Annotated in this window: 15 protein-coding genes; 3 read left to right on the top strand and 12 right to left on the bottom strand. The window is 66.5% G+C overall.

What is annotated here, in order from left to right; genetic code table 11:
* Positions 1-8: 8 nt before the first annotated feature.
* From AC6HZP_RS02840 to AC6HZP_RS02850, 3 genes are read right to left on the bottom strand one after another with little or no spacing between them, the layout of a single operon-like run.
* Positions 9-1,298, bottom strand: coding sequence for an aspartate aminotransferase family protein (locus AC6HZP_RS02840; RefSeq protein ID WP_497525311.1), 1,290 nt, complete (start codon positions 1,296-1,298; stop codon positions 9-11).
* Between the two features lie 17 nt (positions 1,299-1,315).
* Complete coding sequence (locus AC6HZP_RS02845; protein ID WP_497525312.1) at positions 1,316-2,203, bottom strand: amidohydrolase family protein; 888 nt, start codon at positions 2,201-2,203, stop codon at positions 1,316-1,318.
* On the bottom strand, positions 2,200-2,988 hold the full coding sequence (locus AC6HZP_RS02850; RefSeq protein WP_497525313.1) for an IclR family transcriptional regulator: 789 nt from the start codon (positions 2,986-2,988) through the stop codon (positions 2,200-2,202). The genes AC6HZP_RS02845 and AC6HZP_RS02850 overlap by 4 nt, the downstream gene beginning before the upstream one ends.
* Before the next feature lie 218 nt (positions 2,989-3,206).
* Between AC6HZP_RS02850 and AC6HZP_RS02855 the strand changes: the two genes are divergently transcribed.
* Complete coding sequence (locus tag AC6HZP_RS02855) at positions 3,207-5,696, top strand: FUSC family protein (RefSeq protein WP_497525314.1); 2,490 nt, start codon at positions 3,207-3,209, stop codon at positions 5,694-5,696.
* A 66-nt stretch (positions 5,697-5,762) separates the two neighbouring features.
* Here the strand turns inward: AC6HZP_RS02855 and AC6HZP_RS02860 are convergent, their stop codons facing one another.
* From AC6HZP_RS02860 to AC6HZP_RS02900, 9 genes are all read right to left on the bottom strand, one after another.
* Positions 5,763-6,806 (bottom strand): hypothetical protein, encoded by a 1,044-nt coding sequence (locus tag AC6HZP_RS02860; RefSeq protein WP_497525315.1) that lies wholly within the window; start codon positions 6,804-6,806, stop codon positions 5,763-5,765.
* 52 nt (positions 6,807-6,858) lie between these two features.
* A complete protein-coding gene (gene yut, locus AC6HZP_RS02865) occupies positions 6,859-7,881 on the bottom strand; it encodes an urea transporter (protein ID WP_497525316.1) in 1,023 nt (340 codons plus the stop codon).
* A gap of 71 nt (positions 7,882-7,952) precedes the next feature.
* Positions 7,953-8,861, bottom strand: a complete 909-nt coding sequence (locus AC6HZP_RS02870) for an urease accessory protein UreD (RefSeq protein ID WP_497525317.1) — start codon at positions 8,859-8,861, stop codon at positions 7,953-7,955.
* Positions 8,861-9,496, bottom strand: coding sequence for an urease accessory protein UreG (ureG, locus tag AC6HZP_RS02875; RefSeq protein ID WP_201402144.1), 636 nt, complete (start codon positions 9,494-9,496; stop codon positions 8,861-8,863). Before ureG ends, AC6HZP_RS02870 begins: the two co-directional genes overlap by 1 nt.
* Positions 9,497-9,516: 20 nt before the next feature.
* Entirely contained in the window at positions 9,517-10,245 is a 729-nt protein-coding gene (locus tag AC6HZP_RS02880) for an urease accessory protein UreF (RefSeq protein ID WP_201404284.1), read from the bottom strand.
* Positions 10,217-10,843 (bottom strand): urease accessory protein UreE, encoded by a 627-nt coding sequence (locus AC6HZP_RS02885; RefSeq protein WP_201402145.1) that lies wholly within the window; start codon positions 10,841-10,843, stop codon positions 10,217-10,219. The genes AC6HZP_RS02880 and AC6HZP_RS02885 overlap by 29 nt, the downstream gene beginning before the upstream one ends.
* Before the next feature lie 48 nt (positions 10,844-10,891).
* Positions 10,892-12,613 carry an urease subunit alpha gene (locus AC6HZP_RS02890; protein ID WP_201402146.1) on the bottom strand — a complete coding sequence of 574 codons (1,722 nt, stop codon included), beginning with the start codon at positions 12,611-12,613 and terminating at the stop codon, positions 10,892-10,894.
* A gap of 40 nt (positions 12,614-12,653) precedes the next feature.
* A complete protein-coding gene (locus AC6HZP_RS02895; protein WP_497525318.1) occupies positions 12,654-13,187 on the bottom strand; it encodes an urease subunit beta in 534 nt (177 codons plus the stop codon).
* Between the two features lie 38 nt (positions 13,188-13,225).
* Entirely contained in the window at positions 13,226-13,528 is a 303-nt protein-coding gene (locus AC6HZP_RS02900) for an urease subunit gamma (RefSeq protein WP_201402148.1), read from the bottom strand.
* A 489-nt stretch (positions 13,529-14,017) separates the two neighbouring features.
* Between AC6HZP_RS02900 and AC6HZP_RS02905 the strand changes: the two genes are divergently transcribed.
* Together AC6HZP_RS02905 and aspT are read left to right on the top strand one after the other, a co-directional pair.
* Entirely contained in the window at positions 14,018-14,734 is a 717-nt protein-coding gene (locus AC6HZP_RS02905; RefSeq protein ID WP_497525319.1) for an autoinducer binding domain-containing protein, read from the top strand.
* Positions 14,735-15,137: 403 nt separating this feature from the next.
* Entirely contained in the window at positions 15,138-16,829 is a 1,692-nt protein-coding gene (gene aspT / locus AC6HZP_RS02910; protein WP_497525320.1) for an aspartate-alanine antiporter, read from the top strand.
* Positions 16,830-17,056 lie beyond the last annotated feature (227 nt).

The raw sequence follows: 17,056 nt of genomic DNA on the forward strand, positions 1-17,056 counted from the left end.
CGCGCCTTTCAGACGAAGGTTTTCAGCACTTCCTCCGCCGTCTCCAGCGTGCGGTCGATCTCCGCCTCGGTATGGGCGGCGCTGATGTGGTTGCGCTTCAAGGGCACCGGCAGCATGAAGATGCCGCGCTGGACCATGCCCGCCCGGAAGGCGACGTCGCGGGCATTGTCGTTGGCGAGCAGGTCCTCGTAGCGGTCGATCGCGCCGGCCATGAAATAGGGCGTGAAGACCGAGCCGTAGCCGGCGACCTGCATCGGGATGCCGAGCCGGTCGGCGATTTCCTGAAGCCCCGTCCGCACGCGCTCGCCGAGCCGGAAGGTGCGCTCGTGCACGGTGCCGTCCTCCAGCGCCGCGATGGTGGCGAGGGCTGCCGCCGTGCCGACGGGATGGCCGTTATAGGTGCCGCCGACGAACACCTTGCCGCCGGGCGCGGTGTTGTATTGCAGCATGAGATCGCGCTTTCCCGCGACGATGGCGCAGGGGTAGCCATTGGCGATCGCCTTCGCCATGGTGGTCAGGTCCGGCGTCACGCCGAGCTTCGCCTGATAGCCGCCGAGGCCGTGGCGGAAGCCGGTGATCACCTCGTCGAAGACGAGCACGATGCCGTGCGCGTCGCAGAGCCGGCGCAGGCCCCGCACGAACTCCAGCGTCGGCAGCACGCAGCCGATATTGTGCGGGATTGCCTCGAGGAAGATGGCGGCGATCTCGCCGGGATTGGCTGCGATCGCCTGTTCGACCGCCTCGAGATCGTTGAAGCGGACGACGATGGTGTTGTCGATCGCGTCGGCGAACTGGCCGGCCGAGCCCGGATCCTTGTGCCCGATCTTCTCCGCCGGGCTGGCGATGTTCATCAGCAGGTAGTCGTGCCAGCCGTGGAAGGTGCCCTGGAACTTGATCAGCTTCTGTCTTCCGGTGACGCCGCGCGCCAGCCGCACCGCCATGTAGGTCGCCTCCGAGCCGGTCGAAAACGTCAGCGCCATCTCGGCCGAGGGGACGTGCTCGACCACCTTTTCGGCGAGGCGCACCTCGGCTTCGGTGATGCCGAGGCCGACCATGTCGATGCCCTTCAAGGCTTCGACGACGGCGGCGTTGACGCCGGGATCGTTGTGGCCGAGCACGATCGGCCCGAAGGCGGCGTGGTAGTCGAGATAGGTCTTGCCGTCGACGTCGCGGATATAGGCGCCCTCGGCCCATTCCCAGGCGGTCGGCACGGCGAGGCGGCGGCTGGCAGAGTTGACGCCGCCGGGGATCACCGCGGTGGCGCGTTCGGTCAGTCGGGTCGTCTTGGTATCGAGCATCGGATCGCCGTTCTTCTTCAGGAGAGGTTGAGCAGCGCGAGGCTGTCGCGATGGATGATCTCTTCGATCTTGTCCTCCGGCACGCGCGGGAACTTCGTGCCCTCGACGATCGCGTTGACGGTCCGGAGGCCGTGGATGGTCTCGGCCGGGGTGGTGATCGGGTAGTCGGAGGCGAACAGCAGCTTGTCGAGCACGTTCCACTCGGTCGCCTTGATCAGGCTGTCGTAGAAGCTGTAGGGCCGGTAGAAGAGGCCGGAGAGATCGGCATAGACGTTGGGGTGCTTGCGCACGACCACCGCCGTGTCGACCGTCCAGGGATGGCCGAGATGGGCCATGATGATCTTCAGGTCCGGATAGCGCGCCGCGATCTCGTCGATGACGAGCGGGTGGGCGTAGCGGATCGGCGCCATGCGGACGGGCGAGGTGCCCATATGCAGCAGGATCGGCAGGCCCTTCTTCTCTGCCTCGCGGAAGACGGCGAGGGCGCGGCTCTCGAACGGGTCGAAATTCTGGTAGTTAGCGCCGAGCTTGATGCCCCTGAGGCCGAGGTCGCCGACGCCGCGCTCCAGCTCTTCCAGGCAGCGCGGATCATGCGGATGCACCGACATGAAGCCGATCAGCCGGTCCGGATGGGCGCGGACGAAGGCCGAGGTGGCGTCGTTGACGCCGACGGCGACGTCGCCCGGTTCGCCCGGGCCGTTGACGCTGCCGGTCGGCTCGTTCGGCTGCCAGGCGATGCCGAAGACGATCGACTTGTCGGCCGGCTGCTGCGCTTCCAGGAATTCTTCCCAGTTGTAGACGGATTCGACCGCGCGATCGGGCCGCCATTTCGGATTGGTCCGGCGCAGCTCGGCGGGAATCGCGCCGCGAAACTGCGGCGTATGCGAGTGGACGTCGATGATCATGTCTTCTCTCCCTGGAAGCCCAGATCGCGCGAGATCCAGTCGGCGCAGGCTTTGACGAGCGGAATGAGGGTGGCGAAGGTGTCGGCGTGGACCCGCGTGGTCGGGCCCGAGATGCTGACGCCGGCGATCGCCTTGCCGGAGTGATCGCGGATCGGGGCGGCGATGCAGCAGAGCCCTTCCTCGATCTCCTCGACATCGGTGGCGAAGCCGTTTTCCCGGATCCGGCGCAGCTGCTCGGCGAGCGCGGCGCGGTCGGTGATCGTGTGCGGCGTGCGCGGCTCGAGCGTCATGCCGGCGATAAGCGCCTGCTGCGCCGCGTCATCCTGGAAGGCGAGCAGCGCCTTGCCGACGCCGCTGCAATGGAGCGGATCGCGGAAGCCGACGAAGGACGACATGCGCACCGAGCGGGTGCTGTCGATCTTGTCGATGCAGAGCGCGCTCGCCTGGCTGAGCACGGCGAGATGCACCGTCTCGCCGCTCTCGGCCATCAGCTGCTCGATGTGCCGGCGCGCGACGCGGCGGATATCGAGATCGCCGAGCGCGCGGGCGCCGACGACGAGGGCCAGCGTGCCGAGGCGATAGGTCTGCGTGCGGGGATCGCGATCGACGAACTGGCGCGCCGTCAGCGTCGCCAGCACGCGAAAGACGGTGCTTTTCGGCAGGCCGGTCGCCTCGGTGATCTGGTCGACGGTGAGCGCGCCATTCTGGCCGGCAACGCACTCGATGATGTCGAGGGCCCGGTCGACGGAGCGGATAGCATAACGATCTTCGGATGAAGAATTCATCTAGTGAATTCCTGATTTATTCAGTAAATTAGACTAGGAGTGACGAAAAAGCGTGTCAAGCCGCGACGGCATGTGTCGCGGCCTGGACGCCGTTGCTTCGCGATCCCGGCGAACGGTTGGTGCGCCTGGAAGCCGCCGGCGGACAGCCGGGATCGGCTCGAGCCAAGGCGAGCGCCGGGATGGCGCAGCGACAGGGAATTCAGAGGGATTTCAGAAGGGTGCCGGCGCCGAGGCGCGGGCGATCAGTCCGGCTGGATCTTCGAACCGTCGGCGCGGCGGGTGCCGTCGGCCTTCTCGCGGGCGATCCGTTCGAGGCGCTCGGCGCGGCGGGCGGCGACTTCTTCCGGCGTGCTGACCCGGGGCGGCGGCAGCTCGGCCGCCGCGGCGGCGATCGCTTCCGCGATGGCCGTATCGATGCCTTCGGCGATCAGGGCTGCTTTCAGTTCGTCGGCGCGGGACAGGGCGGCTTCCTCGATGGCCGCTGGACGGCGGCAGCGGATGCGCCGTCCTACCAGCCCCGTCCGCCGGGCTCAACAGGCGCGGCGCGCCGTCCACGTCTGTCGGTCCACGATCGCCGCAGCGCCGTCGCTTATCCCGGCGCGACGAAATGGCCGGAGATCGACCTGCGGTTGATTCAGCCGGCCGTTTCCAACTATTTGAAGGGACTGTGGATTGCAGCATGGCGGCCGGCGCGCGGTCGCGCGGCGGTTGGACGGGGACTGAGACCATTGACGCATAAGCCGGCCGGATGGCTCGTGAACCTGACCCGCCTCAATCCCAAGTCGGCCTGGCCCTGGCGTCATTCCATCCGCACCGCGCTGGCGGTGACGGTGCCGCTGGCGATCGGCCTGCTCGTCGGCCAGCTGGAGGCGTCGCTCCTCGTCGCCCTCGGCGCGCTGCTGAACTCGGTCAAGGTGCGGTCCGATCCCTACCGGGCCCGCTTCCGCAGCTTCCTGATCATCGTGCCGATCGCCATGGCGGGGTTCGTGCTGGGCGCGCTGGTGGCCGGGCACGGGCCGCTGACGCTGATGCTGCTGATCGGGCTCGGCCTGGTCTCCGGCCTGATCAGCGGCTATGGCGCGACCTACTCCACCGGCGCCATGCAGATGCTCATTCTCGCCGTCATCGCCGCCGGCCATGCGTCGGGCTCGATCTGGATTCCGCCGTTGTTGTTCGCTTCCGGCGCCCTTTATGCGGCACTGCTGCTGGCGATCGAGGCGGCCTTTGATCGGCGCATGCCGGAGCGGGCGGCGCTGGCGCAGCTCTTCCATGCGCTGGCGCAGCTCGCCAGGAGTGCCGCCCAGCCGACCCAGGAAAAATCGGCGGCGTCGCTCGCGACCCCGCTGGAGCAGCAGCGCCGCCACGTGACGGATGCGATGCTCAAGGCCTATTCGGGACTGCTGCAGACCCGGTTGGCGGACGAGGGGAGCACGCCGGAGACCGACCGGCACGCGGTCGTGCTGGCGAGCGCCGACCTGGTCTTCTCGGGCATCGTGGCGGGCTGCGTCGAGCCGACGGAGCTGCATGGCATCGCGCATTATCTCGACGAGATCGCGACGGCGGTGCGGAAGGGGCACGGACGGCCGAAGCGCCCGGCCGACCTGCCGGAAGCGAGCGGGCTTGGCGGCAGGGTCGACAACTTCGCCGACAGCCTGTGGCCCGACACCGTGCCGCCGCGCCCGGCGCACAGGGCGCGCGCCAAGGCGGCCGCCGCGCCGGTCCCGGATCTCGCCACGCGGCTGCGCGCGCTGGCGGCGCGGCTGGCGCTCGGGCAGGACGTCGTCGTCTCGGCGCTGCAGCTGGCGCTCTGCCTCGGCATCGCCTTCGCCGTGCAGGACATTCTCGGCGGCGCCCGGTCCTACTGGATCCCGCTCTGCGTCGTGATCGTGCTGAAGCCGGATTTCGGCTCGGTCTTCGTCCGCGCCGTGCAGCGTTCGCTGGGCACGATCGTCGGCGTCGCCATCGGCGTCGTCCTGCTGACCTTCATCCCCAAGGGCTGGTGGCTGCTGGCCAGCATGGGCGTGCTCGGCGCCGTGATCCCGGCCGCCGGCCAGCGCAGCTATGCGATGCAATGCGCGGTGCTGACGCCGCTCGTGCTGATCCTGATCGACATGACGGTGCCGGGGGCAACCGTCGATTTCGGCCCGCAGCGCCTGGTCGACACGCTGATCGGATCGGCGATCGCGCTGGTCTTCGGCTATCTGGTCTGGCCGCGCGACCCGGGCACCCAGATCCTCGCTTCCTTCACCAAGGCGATGAGCGCTTCAGCTGCCTATCTGCGGGCGGCCGCGGCTCCCGTCCCCGCCGACGAGGCTGAGCTTCCGGCCTCGCGGTCGGCGCTGCTGATGGCGACGATGGCGGCCTATAGCAGCCTCTCCAACGTCCGCACGACGCTGCAGCGGGCGATCGCCGAGCCGCCGCCGGCGAGCCGCGAGGCCGCCGCCTGGTTCCCGGTCGTCGTCGAGGCGGAGCGGCTCTGCGACCGCATCACCCGGCTGGCGCAGCAGAACGGGACCGGCGCGATCACGCTCGATCCCGCCGCCGTCGAGCCGCGCGTCGCGGTGCTGAAATTGCTGGGAGCCGAGGCGCCGGCGAAGCATGCGCCGGTGGCGGAGCCGGGCAAGCCGGCCGAGGACGGCGACGCGGCGTTCCGCGAGATCGACCTCGAACTCGACCAGCTGACGCGGATGATGGAGCCGGCGCGGTAGGTAAGGGCGTCCTCCCAGCGAAACGGGAATGCCGTTCGCTGGGAGCCAAGGAGAGCGGGCCGGTCGCTAGATCTTGCGGCCGGTATCGGACAGCAGCGTCACCGGCGTCAGGGTCGCCGTGGCGATCTGGTGCAGGTGGGGCATGTATTCCGCCCGCATGGTGGAATAGGCCTGGAGGCAGGCGGCCCGGTCCGGGTTCACCGGCAGGCCGGCGCTGACGAAGGCATCGTAGATGCCGTTGAAATCATCGGCGGTGCCGGGAAGCGTCTCTGGCTTCGAAACCTTTTCGCTGGCGCCGAGCGCGTGCGCGATCACGCGCATCGTCGTGATTCCTTCGGCCTGGCAGAGGCGCACTTCCGACGGCGTCTTGGAGGCGAGGCAGGCGATCGCCGCCGTGGCGGCGTCGAGCACGGTCGCCGAGGAGACGATCCAGGTCTTGCCTCGGTAGATCGCCGGCACGTAGCTCAGGATGGGCGCCAGCGTGTGCGTCTCGCGCAGCGCGCGGAACCAGTCCTCCCAGTCCTCCCAGCGCTGGTGGATCGCGCCGCCTTGCTGCTCCGCCAGCAGCCAGGTGACATAGCGCTCGGCGTTCGGGCTGTCGTCGGTGCGGGCATAGAGCCAGCCGACGCGGCTCTCGCGCGCCTGCACGGAGGCCTGGTAGCCCGGGACGAAGGTGAAGAGCAGCATGACGATGGCGAGGCCGATCGCTGCCTGGAACACCGCCAGATACTCGCCGATCAGATTGCTGGGCGTCAGATAGCCGAGCGTGCTGAGCGCCGAGCCGCTGGAGCTGAGCGCGCGCCAGAATTCCGGCTCGATCCGAAGGCTCCAGAGGATGCCGGTGAAGGCGAACTGGACCATCAGGAACCAGATCACCACCGAGATCAGGACGAAGAGCGGCATGACCCAGGCCTGCCGCCGCTGGATCTCGACATGCGTCGCCTCGGGGGGAATGAAGCGGTGGACGATGGCGATCGCGGCCCGGCGGGCGCCTCGCTCGACGAAGTCGTCGGCCTTCGAATTCAAGAGCGCGACGACGACGATGGAGCGGAAATACAGGACGAGCAGGGCAACGCCCCCAAGGCCTGCAAGGATTTGGAGCGCGAGCACCGTGGATCCCCCGATGAAGGTTAGCGGACAGGTGGATTGCGAAGCGCGGGCGTCACGGCTTCTTGGCGAACAGCCCGCCCTGCATCCGGCCGTGCGGATGCGGCTTCAGGTCGGCCTTCGGCAGCAGGAACAGCCAGGTCACGAACACGAACGGCGCCGTGAAGGTCGGGATGCCGATGGGCGCGATCGCCGCGTCGAGCGCCCCCTGCACCAGGACGGTGAAGATCGTCCCGAGCAGCGCGAACAGCGTGACCCTGAGCGACGGCGCGTAGAACACCGCGCCGAGCGCCACCGCCGTCAGCACGGCGCTGAAGCCATAGAGGCCGGCCGTTACCGAGCCGAGGCTGGCGCCGAGCACCAGCGACACGGCCAGCGCCACGGCGGCGCCGAGCGCCGCGAACAGCGCCGCGAAGGGGGAGCTGACCAGCAGGCCGACGAGCACCAGCACGCCACTGACCGGATTGTTGATCAGGAAGACCTGCGCCGGTCCCTTGAGCCAGGCGACGAACAGATCGACCGCCGTCAGCGCGGGCTCGGCGCCGGTCGCCGCCACGGCGTGCGGCAGGGCCGGCGGCCCCATCGAGGCGATCGGCAGATGGCCGAACGAATAGGCGCCGAGGACGAGGAACCAGGTCGTCAGCACGAAGGGGAAGGTGAGGGCGGGGGTTTCCCAGGTCTTCATGACCTTTGAGACGGCCAGCATCACGACGGTCGAGACGGCGGCGCCGACGACCAGGATGAACCACATGGCCGCGCCGTCCGCCAGGAAGGTCGGCACGGCGGCGCCGACGAGCACGCCGTTGAAGCCGAACAGGCCCTGTTGGAGCGTGGCTTCATCGGCCTCGAGGACGATGGCGGTGACAGTCGCGATGACAAGCGCCACGACCGCGCCGATGGCGATGTCGATCTGGCCGCCGGCAATGGCGCCCCAGACGATCGCGGCTAGGAAGAACAGGCCGGTCAGCGGGTTGTTCTGGAAGATGACCTGGCCGGCGCCGCGCAGGTTGATGTCGATGAACCGCAGGACCGGGTTCTTCGAGGCGGCGTTCGTCCAAGTGGAGAGTGCATCCGACATTTCGGCCCCCTGACATCTGATGCGGGTTGCCGCCGGCCCCCCGGCCGGCGGGTCGTCTCAGGCCCGCGGGCTCACGCCCACAGGAAGTTCTCCGGCACCTTGTGGCCCGTGACGATCTCGCGGGCCTCCGACCAGAATTCGCGGATCTTCGCCATCACCGGCGCGGATTCCATCGCCAGCACCTTGAAGATGATACCCGCGTCGTTGGGCAGGCGGCTGGCGCCGTAGGCGATCTCGTTTTCGCGGTCGAAAGCCGGCGTGATCGCATCGAACAGCGCGTCGGCCTTGTCCTTCGGCGTCAGCACGACGACGTTGCCGAAGACATGGAAGTCACCCATCATTCCCATCCGCGCCAGAGCGTGGACTTCGGGCTCGAGGATGAACTTCTCCGTGAACAGCGAGTTTCCGTCCGGCCTTGCCGCCTCGATCGTCGACGAGAACAGCTTGTACTGGAAGATCTCGCCGTCGCGGTAGTGCTTCCGGCCCGGCATCATGATCTCCGAGTAGATCAGGGTGGCGGTCGGGTCGATCGAGATCTTGGTGGACTGGATGAAGCGCGAGTTCTTCTGCGGGATGATCGGCCGCGAGATGTATTCCAGGTAGGACCCTTCGGCCAAGGTGAGCGTCTGGGTCTGGCTGGCGTAGTTCGCGTCCATCTCGTGGATGCGGGTGGCCGACTGCGTCGTGACATGCGCCTGCGCGTCGGCCGCCAGGTCGATCTCGATCACGTTGCGATCGCCCTGCAGGATGCCGCCGGCATTGGAGATGATGGAGATGCAGGGCAGGCCCGGCATCTCCTCATCCCAGTACAAGGCCTGCTGCACGATCAGCGGCGCGCGCCGGTGCAGGGTGCGAAGGACGCTTCGATGCGGACCCGGTTCGAAACCGAGCCGCAAGAATGCGTTCTTACCGAAGGAACCGCTCGGCAGCTGCGGGGGTTCGTCCTGGTAGGCCCCCAGTTCCTTGGCGTCGCTGAACATCAGGCCTCGGCTTTGTCGGTGGTTTCGAACAGGAGGTTCTGACGGATGAGGTTGGTCAGTTCCTCGATGCCCTCATTGGTCTTGCAGTTCGTGAAGACGAACGGCTTCTTGCCGCGCATCATCCGCGAATCGTCGTCCATGACCTGCAGGCTGGCGCCGACATAGGGGGCCAGATCGGTCTTGTTGATGACCAGGATGTCGGAATGGCTGACGCCCGGGCCGTTCTTGCGCGGGATCTTGTCGCCGGCGGCGACGTCGATCACGTAGATGAAGAAGTCGACCAGCGCCGGGCTGAAGGTCAGCGTCAGGTTGTCGCCGCCGCTCTCGATCAGGACGAGGTCGGAATCGGGGAACTTCTCTTCCATCTCCTCGACGGCGGCGAGGTTCATGCTGGGGTCTTCGCGCACGGCCGTGTGCGGGCAGCCGCCCGTCTCGACGCCGATGATGCGCTCCTCGAGCAGGATGCCGCGCAGCGTGCGCTGCACGTGCTTGGCGTCTTCCGTGGTCACGACGTCGTTGGTGATGACCAGGATGCGATAGCCGAGCTTCACCAGCACCGGCGTGATCGCCTCGATGATGGCGGTCTTGCCGGAACCGACAGGGCCACCAATTCCAATCCGGGGGATCTTTTTCATAGTGCTATCCAGCTACCTTGTTAGTTCATGAACATGCGCACGTGACCCTTGACGTGCACCGCCGCGAGAATGTCGACAATCGGAGCGAAGCTCGCCATCTCGTCGATCTCGGCGTCGGCGACCCGGTCGTAGACGGGACCGACCTGATCGACGACGTCCAGCAGGATCTTCTGGGTGTCGACGAACGAGATCCGCATCAGGCGAAGCGCCGCGCTCAGCACGCCGTTGCCGACGCCATATTGATGCACGCCGAACGCGTCGCGCCGATTGGCGCCGAGCGTGGCCAGCGTGATGGCGAGGCTGACCGGGTGGGTGCCGGGCGTCTCGCCACGCTTGATGCGCTGGAACCAGTCGCGCGGCAGCTCCGCCTCGATCATTCCCGACGACAGCTCGCAGAGCTTCTTGCCCATGCGAACCGTCATCAGGCGCGTCTCCTCGTTCAGCTTGCGCTGATAGGTCAGCCGATCAATGCGCAGCAGTTCGTCGACGTCGCCGGCCTCGACCGCCCGATGGGCGCAAAGCACCGCCACACCGTCGCTGGTGGCGGCCTGCCACATCGCTGTCTCGGTGTAGGCGCGCAAGGTGGCCGGGCCGTCGACGATCCCCTCCTGAATGGCGGTTTCCAGTCCGTTGGAGAACGAGAAACCGCCGACAGGAAGGGCCGAGTCGGCGAACTGAAGCAGATAGAGGAGCTCCGACAGGGACCGGCCGGATTCGGCCTCAGTGGTCATGGTCGTGCGAATGGCCATGGGAATGACCATGCGAGTGGTCATGGCCATGGCTGTCCTTCGACGCGTGGTGATGCGAATGCGGCGTGTCGCTCGCGCCACCGAACAGCCGGCGCGACTCATGCGGCGCCAGATAGGGGATCACGTCCGAGCCGGGCATGAATTCATGACGAACGCCGGGCAGGGCGTGCGTCTTCATGACCGAGTTCATGACCTTCTTGTCGACGGTAAGCGGCACATAGACCTTGGTGCCCTTGACGACGGCCGGCCAGTGCTGGTTGCCGAGCGCATGGCCGAGCTCGAACAGGGTCTGGACCATTTTCTCGACGTGCTCACCGACGACTTCCTGGAGGTCGATGATCATCACTTCGCGCAGCGTGATGCGCGCGACGACGGCCGCGCGCTTCGCTTCGTCCCAGATCAGGACGTCGCCATCATGCAGGTGCGAATTGCGGTCGAGCGAAAGAGCCAGCTCGACTTCGCCGAGCGTCGCCTTGCGGAGCCGGCTCTTCTGCGCTTCCCACTGGTCCAGTTCGAGCCAGTCGATCGTCGCTCCCTCGAGAGCGGCGACCCACTGGGGATCCCGAACGTTACCGAGCGTGCTTTCAATAAGTATCATGTCTGCCTCTGCCGCATCGAAATGCGGGCGATCAACTGAGAATGGCGATCAACTGAAGAAATAGAGCTGGTTCAGCGAAATGCTCGTCGGCGGGTCGACGGTGACGTGCTTGCCGTCGATCGTCACCGCGAAGGTCTCCGGGTTGACGTCGATATTGGGCAGGTAGTCGTTGCGCACCATGTGGTGCTTGCCGAGCGTGCGCGTGCCGGAGACGGCGGCGATGTTGCGCTGCAGGCCGAGCTTCTCGCCGATCTTGTCGTCATAGGCGGCGCGCGAGACGAAGGTGATCGAGCTCTTCGGCAGCGCGCTGCCGAAGGCGCCGAACATCGGCCGGTAGTACATCGGCTGCGGCGTCGGCAGCGAGGCGTTCGGGTCGCCCATGTTGGCCCAGGCGACGAAGCCGCCCTTCAGCACCATCTTCGGCTTGGCGCCGAAGAAAGCCGGCTCCCACAGCACCAGGTCGGCGAACTTGCCGGGTGCGATCGAGCCGATCTCATGCGCGAGGCCCGCGGTCAGCGCCGGGTTGATCGTGACCTTGGCGATGTAGCGGAGCACGCGGAAATTGTCGTGGTCCGGCGCATCCTCGTCGAGCTGGCCGCGGGCGGCCTTCATGGCGTCCGCAGTCTGCAGCGCGCGCAGGAAATTCTCGCCGATGCGGCCCATGGCCTGCGAGTCGGAGCCGATCATCGAGATCGCGCCGAGGTCGTGCAGCACGCTCTCCGCCACGATCGTCTCCGAGCGGACGCGGCTTTCGGCGAAGGCGACGTCGGACGGGATCTTCGGGTTGAGGTTGTGGCAGACCATGATCATGTCGAAGAGCTCGGCGACCGAGTTCTTGCCGCATGGCAGGGTCGGGTTGGTCGAGCTCGGCAGGACGTTGCCCTGGCCGACCACCTTCAGAAGGTCCGGCGCGTGACCGCCGCCGGCGCCCTCGCTGTGGAAGGTGTGGATCGTGCGGCCGTCGAACGCGGCGATCGTGTCCTCGACATAGCCGGATTCGTTCAGCGTGTCGGTGTGGACGGCGACCGAGACGTCATAGTCGTCGGCGACGGAAAGGCAGGCGCGGATCGCCGACGGCGTGGCGCCGTAGTCCTCGTGCACCTTGAAGCCGGCGGCGCCGCCATGCAGCTGCTCGATCATCGGGCCCTTGCCCGTCGAGTTGCCCTTGCCGAGCAGGCCGATATTGATCGGCAGGCCCTCGACGGCGCGCAGCATCATCTCGAGGTTCCACGGACCGTTGGTGGTCGTGACGCCGTTGCTGCCGTCGACCGGGCCGATGCCGCCGCCCCAGACCGTGGTGATGCCGTTCGAAAGCGCGGCATAGACCTGCTGCGGCGAGATGTAGTGGACGTGCGTGTCCATGCCGCCGGCGGTCAGGATCAGGTGCTCGCCCGAGATCGCGTCGGTCGAGGCGCCGGTGACGAGGCCGGGCGTGACGCCGTCCATGGTCGAGGGATTGCCGGCCTTGCCGAGGCCGACGATGCGGCCGTTGCGGATGCCGACGTCGGCCTTGACGACGCCGAGCGTCGGCTCGAGCACGGTGACGTTGGTGATGACGAGGTCGAGGCAGCCGGCTTCCTGGGTCAGCTGGTTCTCGGAACCCATGCCGTCGCGAAGCGTCTTGCCGCCGCCATACTGCAGTTCGTCGCCATAGACGGCGCGCAGATCCTGCTCGATCTGGACATAGAGGTTCGTGTTGCCGAGGCGGATCTTGTCGCCCGTGGTCGGACCGTACAGGTCAGCATATTGCTGGCGAGATATCTGGGTCATGACGCCGTACCTTTGAAATCGGGATGGGAAGAACGAACGGTCACTTCGCGGGCTTGGCTGCCTGGGGCCGCGACTTGAAGCCGAGTTCTTCGGCCTTCGCGATCGAATGGTTCTTGTTAGGCGTGTAGTCGGGCGTCGGCCCGGATCCGGTCCAGCCATCGACCAGATTGTTGAAGCCGTAGACGAAGCGCTTGCCGCCATAGGGGACCAGCGTCACTTCCTTCTCGTCGCCGGGCTCGAAGCGCACCGCCGTGTTGGCAGGGATGTCGAGGCGCTGGCCGAAGGCGGCGGCGCGGTCGAACTCGAGATAGCGGTTTACTTCGAAGAAGTGGAAATGCGACCCGATCTGCACCGGGCGGTCGCCGGTATTGCGGACGGTGAGCGTGGTGCGCGGGCGACCGACATTGATCTCGATCGAGCCGGGCGCGACGACATAGCCGCCGGGCGCCGTGGGAGCCGGCTTCGCCGCAGCGGGAGTCTTCGAAGCAGCTGAAGTCTTCGCAGCGCTCGCCGGGGCGGCGGCTGCCGCGGCCTTCGGGGCGTCGGCGGGCGTGGTTGTCGATTTCTTGGCCATGGCAACCTCCTGAAACGATGTGACGGCCTGAAGGACGATCAGACGATGGGGCTGTGCAGGCTCACGAGGCGGCTGCCATCGGTGAAGACGGCCTCGACCTGGATCATGCCGAGCATGGCGGGAACTTCGTCCATCACGTCATCGACGGTGAGGACGTGGCGGGCGCCGTCCATGACTTCCTCGACGGTCTTGCCCTCGCGCGCGCCCTCGAGCACGTAGTGGCAGAGCACAGCGACCGTCTCGGGATGATTGAGCTTCAGGCCCTTGGCCTTCCGCTTGAGAGCGACGTCCGCCATCGTGTGAATGATGAGTTTGTCAAACTCTCGCGGTGTCAAATGCATCGTCGTCTCCAAACTTGTTGCAGCAAATCTACGCTGGCCGACTTCGAACTATGCTTGCGCATAGAGTGCTTCGGGCATGTGACAATCTATTGCAGGCAGGGGAGTTCGTGGAAGATCCGGGACGACACTGTCGCTCGAGCCGTCGAATCCTTGAATGTCCCCCGATCAATCCTCGCCACCCGCTTCGCATCGAGGATCGATACGATGTATCGTCGGTTCCAACAACCCGAAAGCAGGACGGACGCGCGCAATCCCCATGCTGGCCGCATCGCCCTGTATCAAGGCCATAGGAAGCAGATTACGTCACGAGATGACGCCTTCAACCCCCGGATACCTACTATAGAGATGACTATGGCGATGGATCAACCCGTTTGGCCGATCAGTTGCCAACCGGGAGTTGCCGTGATATTTTAACTGACGGCCATAGTCTTAAGTATAGATTATAGATAGCTCGTGTCTTTTGAGAATTGAGCCCGGGAACATCCTGCGTTGCACTTGCTCGAATTAACCTCGAAGGCAGTTTCCAGCATATGCAATGCGGGTAACAAGCAAGAGTTGCAGGCGGCTATTCATGAAGCCGTTCGCTCGCTCGGTTTCGACAGCTTCAATCTGGCTTTCGAAAAGAGCGCCAAGCGCGAATTCATGACGGAACCTACCCTGACCAACTGGTCCTATGATGATCTCGTTGCCTACGAGCGCGACGGGTGGTCGGACAAGGACCCTCTGCTCGACTACGCCGCGACCGGTACCGGTCCTCTCCTTTGGCAAAGGCCCGGCTGGAAGAGCCGCAAGGAGATGGGTTATTACGAATACTTAAAATTTAACGGCATTTTTGGTGGATTGACGATCCCGCTACAGGGAGACTCGGAAAAGCTGGGCGCGCTGACGCTTCTGTCCTTTGGCGACCGCCCGCATGACCCGGATGTGCTGCACGCCGCGTCGATCATCGCCATGGTGGCCAAGTCGCGCGCGGCCGCGATCGGTTTGATGTCCGGGCAGGCCTCCGGCGGCGGCATCAAGGTCCGGTCGCTTTCGACCCTGCAGCGCGAAATCCTCAAATGGGTCGCCAACGGGAAATCCAACACCGAAATCGCTTTGATCGTCGGGCAGTCCAAGCGCTCGGTCGACTATCACGTGATCGAGATCCTGAAGAAGCTGGAGGTCGGCTCCCGCGCCCAGGCCGCGGCGATCTACGGGTCGCTCTGAGGGCGCGGCCCATGATGGGCCCTCGCCCCAACCCTCTCCCGCAGGCGGGAGAGGGAGCGCGCCTGCGCCAGTCGTCGCGGGACTGAAGGTCGATGCAGCGCGCCGCCCAGAACCCTCGCCCGCTTGCGGGAGAGGGCAGGGTGAGGGGCTTGCTTGGACTTGTGCGGCGGCGTGGCGGGCGGGTTAGCCGCCTCAGCGGGATCGGCCGATGTCAGCCGTTTCCTTCCAGGTTGAGGGAATATCCGACCTGCACCGTTTCCTTGTGCAGCGCCCCCCGAATCATGTCTGGTCCGGTCCGGCGGCGAACCGCGGACGGAAATCCCGCTTCGACGCCCGGAGATCGCCTGGCCCTGGAGTCACGGCGCCCGCCGCCTGCGCCTGGGAACTGTCGAGAACGAATCACATGATGCAATGGCTGCTCGAGCTCCTGCGCTCTCATCCCGAGATCGCCGTCTTTTTCTGCCTCTCCATCGGCTTCTATCTTGGCAAATTGTCGTTCAAGGGCGTCGAGCTCGGCGCGGTGACCGGCACGCTCCTGACCGCGCTCGTCGTCGGCCAGCTCGACATCACCCTTTCCGAAGACGTGCGGGCGGTCTTCTTCCTGCTGTTCCTGTTCGCCATCGGCTACGGCGTCGGCCCGCAGTTCGTGCAGGGGATTGCCAAGAACGGCGTGCCGCAGGCGCTGTTCTCGGTCATCGTCTGCGGGCTGTGCCTGGGCGCGGCGTGGCTGGCGGGGCGGATCGCCGGCTATGACGTCGGCTCGACCGCCGGCCTGTTCGCTGGCGCCTCGACGATCTCGTCGGCGCTCGCCCTGTCCATCGATGCGATCGACAATCTCGGCCTTGCCAGCGGCGAGGCCTCGAAGCTGGTCAACGCCGTGCCGACGGCCTTCGCGATGACCTACATTTTCGGCACCATCGGCGCGACCATGATCATCTGCGTGGTCGGGCCCAAGCTGCTCGGCATCGATCTCGTCGCGGCGTGCCGGGCCTATGAGCGCAAGATGGGCGGGCACGGCCGGGGAGCTGACGGCGCGCGGGCCTGGCACCAGCACATCGCCCGGGCCTATCGCCTCGGGGCCGGCTCGGACTGGGTCGGCAAGACCGCGGCCGACATCGAGGCGGCGCACGGCCTGGCGCAGCTCTACATCGAGCGCGTCCGGCGCGACGGCCAGATCGTCGACGCCACCTCCGACATGATGCTTCTGGTCGGCGACGTGGTGGGCGTCGCCGGCAACCGCAACGTCGTGATGCAGGTTTCGGGACCCGAGCTGACCGAGGTCGAGGATAGCGAGCTTCTGAACGTCCCGATCGAAGGCACGGAAGTCCTGATCACCAACCGCAAGGTCGACGGCAAGACACTCGCGGAGCTCGCCGCCCTGCCCAGCACGCGCGGCATCTTCCTGCGCCGGATCCGGCGCGGCGCCACCGGCGTCGACATCCCGATCCTTCCCGCCACCACGCTGCATCGCGGCGACGTCGTCACCATCCTCGGCCGGCCGCAGGACGTCTCGACGGCGATCGCGGCCTTCGGGCGCGCCGACCGCAGTCCGGAGGAGACGGATGTTGCCCTCGTCGCCGCCGCCATCGTCATCGGCGCCGTGATCGGCTCGATCGTGCTCCGCCTCGGCTCCGTGCCGGTCACGCTGTCCTCGTCGGGCGGCGTGCTGCTCGCCGGCATCGCGCTCGGCTGGCTGCGCTCCGTGCATCCGACCTTCGGGCGCATTCCGCCGGCGGCCAACTGGCTGATGAACTCGCTCGGCCTCAACATGTTCATCGCCGGCGTCGGGCTGACCTCCGGCCCGAGCTTTGTCGCCGGCGTGCAGGAACTCGGCTTCAGCCTGTTCCTCTGGGGCATGGTGGTGACGACCGTGCCGCTCATCCTGGCGCTCTATATCGGCCGCTACCTGTTCCGCTTCGACGACGCGATCCTGCTCGGATGCGTCGCCGGCGCGCGCGCCTCGACCGCCTCGCTCGGCATGCTGACGGGCCGCGCCAGGAGCCAGACCCCGGCGCTCGGCTTCACGGTCACCTGCGCCGTGTCCAACACGCTGCTCACCATCGGCGGCATCCTGATCGTCCTGCTGGCGAAGTAGCGGATGTTTCTCGCCTCTCCCTGAGGGGAGGAGGGGGCCCTTCTTGGCAATCGGCAGTCGCGGCTCTTTCACCTCTCCCTGAGGGAGAGGTCGACGCACGAAGTGCGGCGGGTGAGGGTTTACGGCCGCACCGAATGGTCTCCGTCGGTGGGGCGCTTCATCCGGATGGTTCCCTAAACCCTCACCCGGAGCTTCGCTCCGACCTCTCCCTCAGGGAGAGGTGAAGG

The organism is Kaistia sp. SLG-1 (assembly GCF_059699055.1).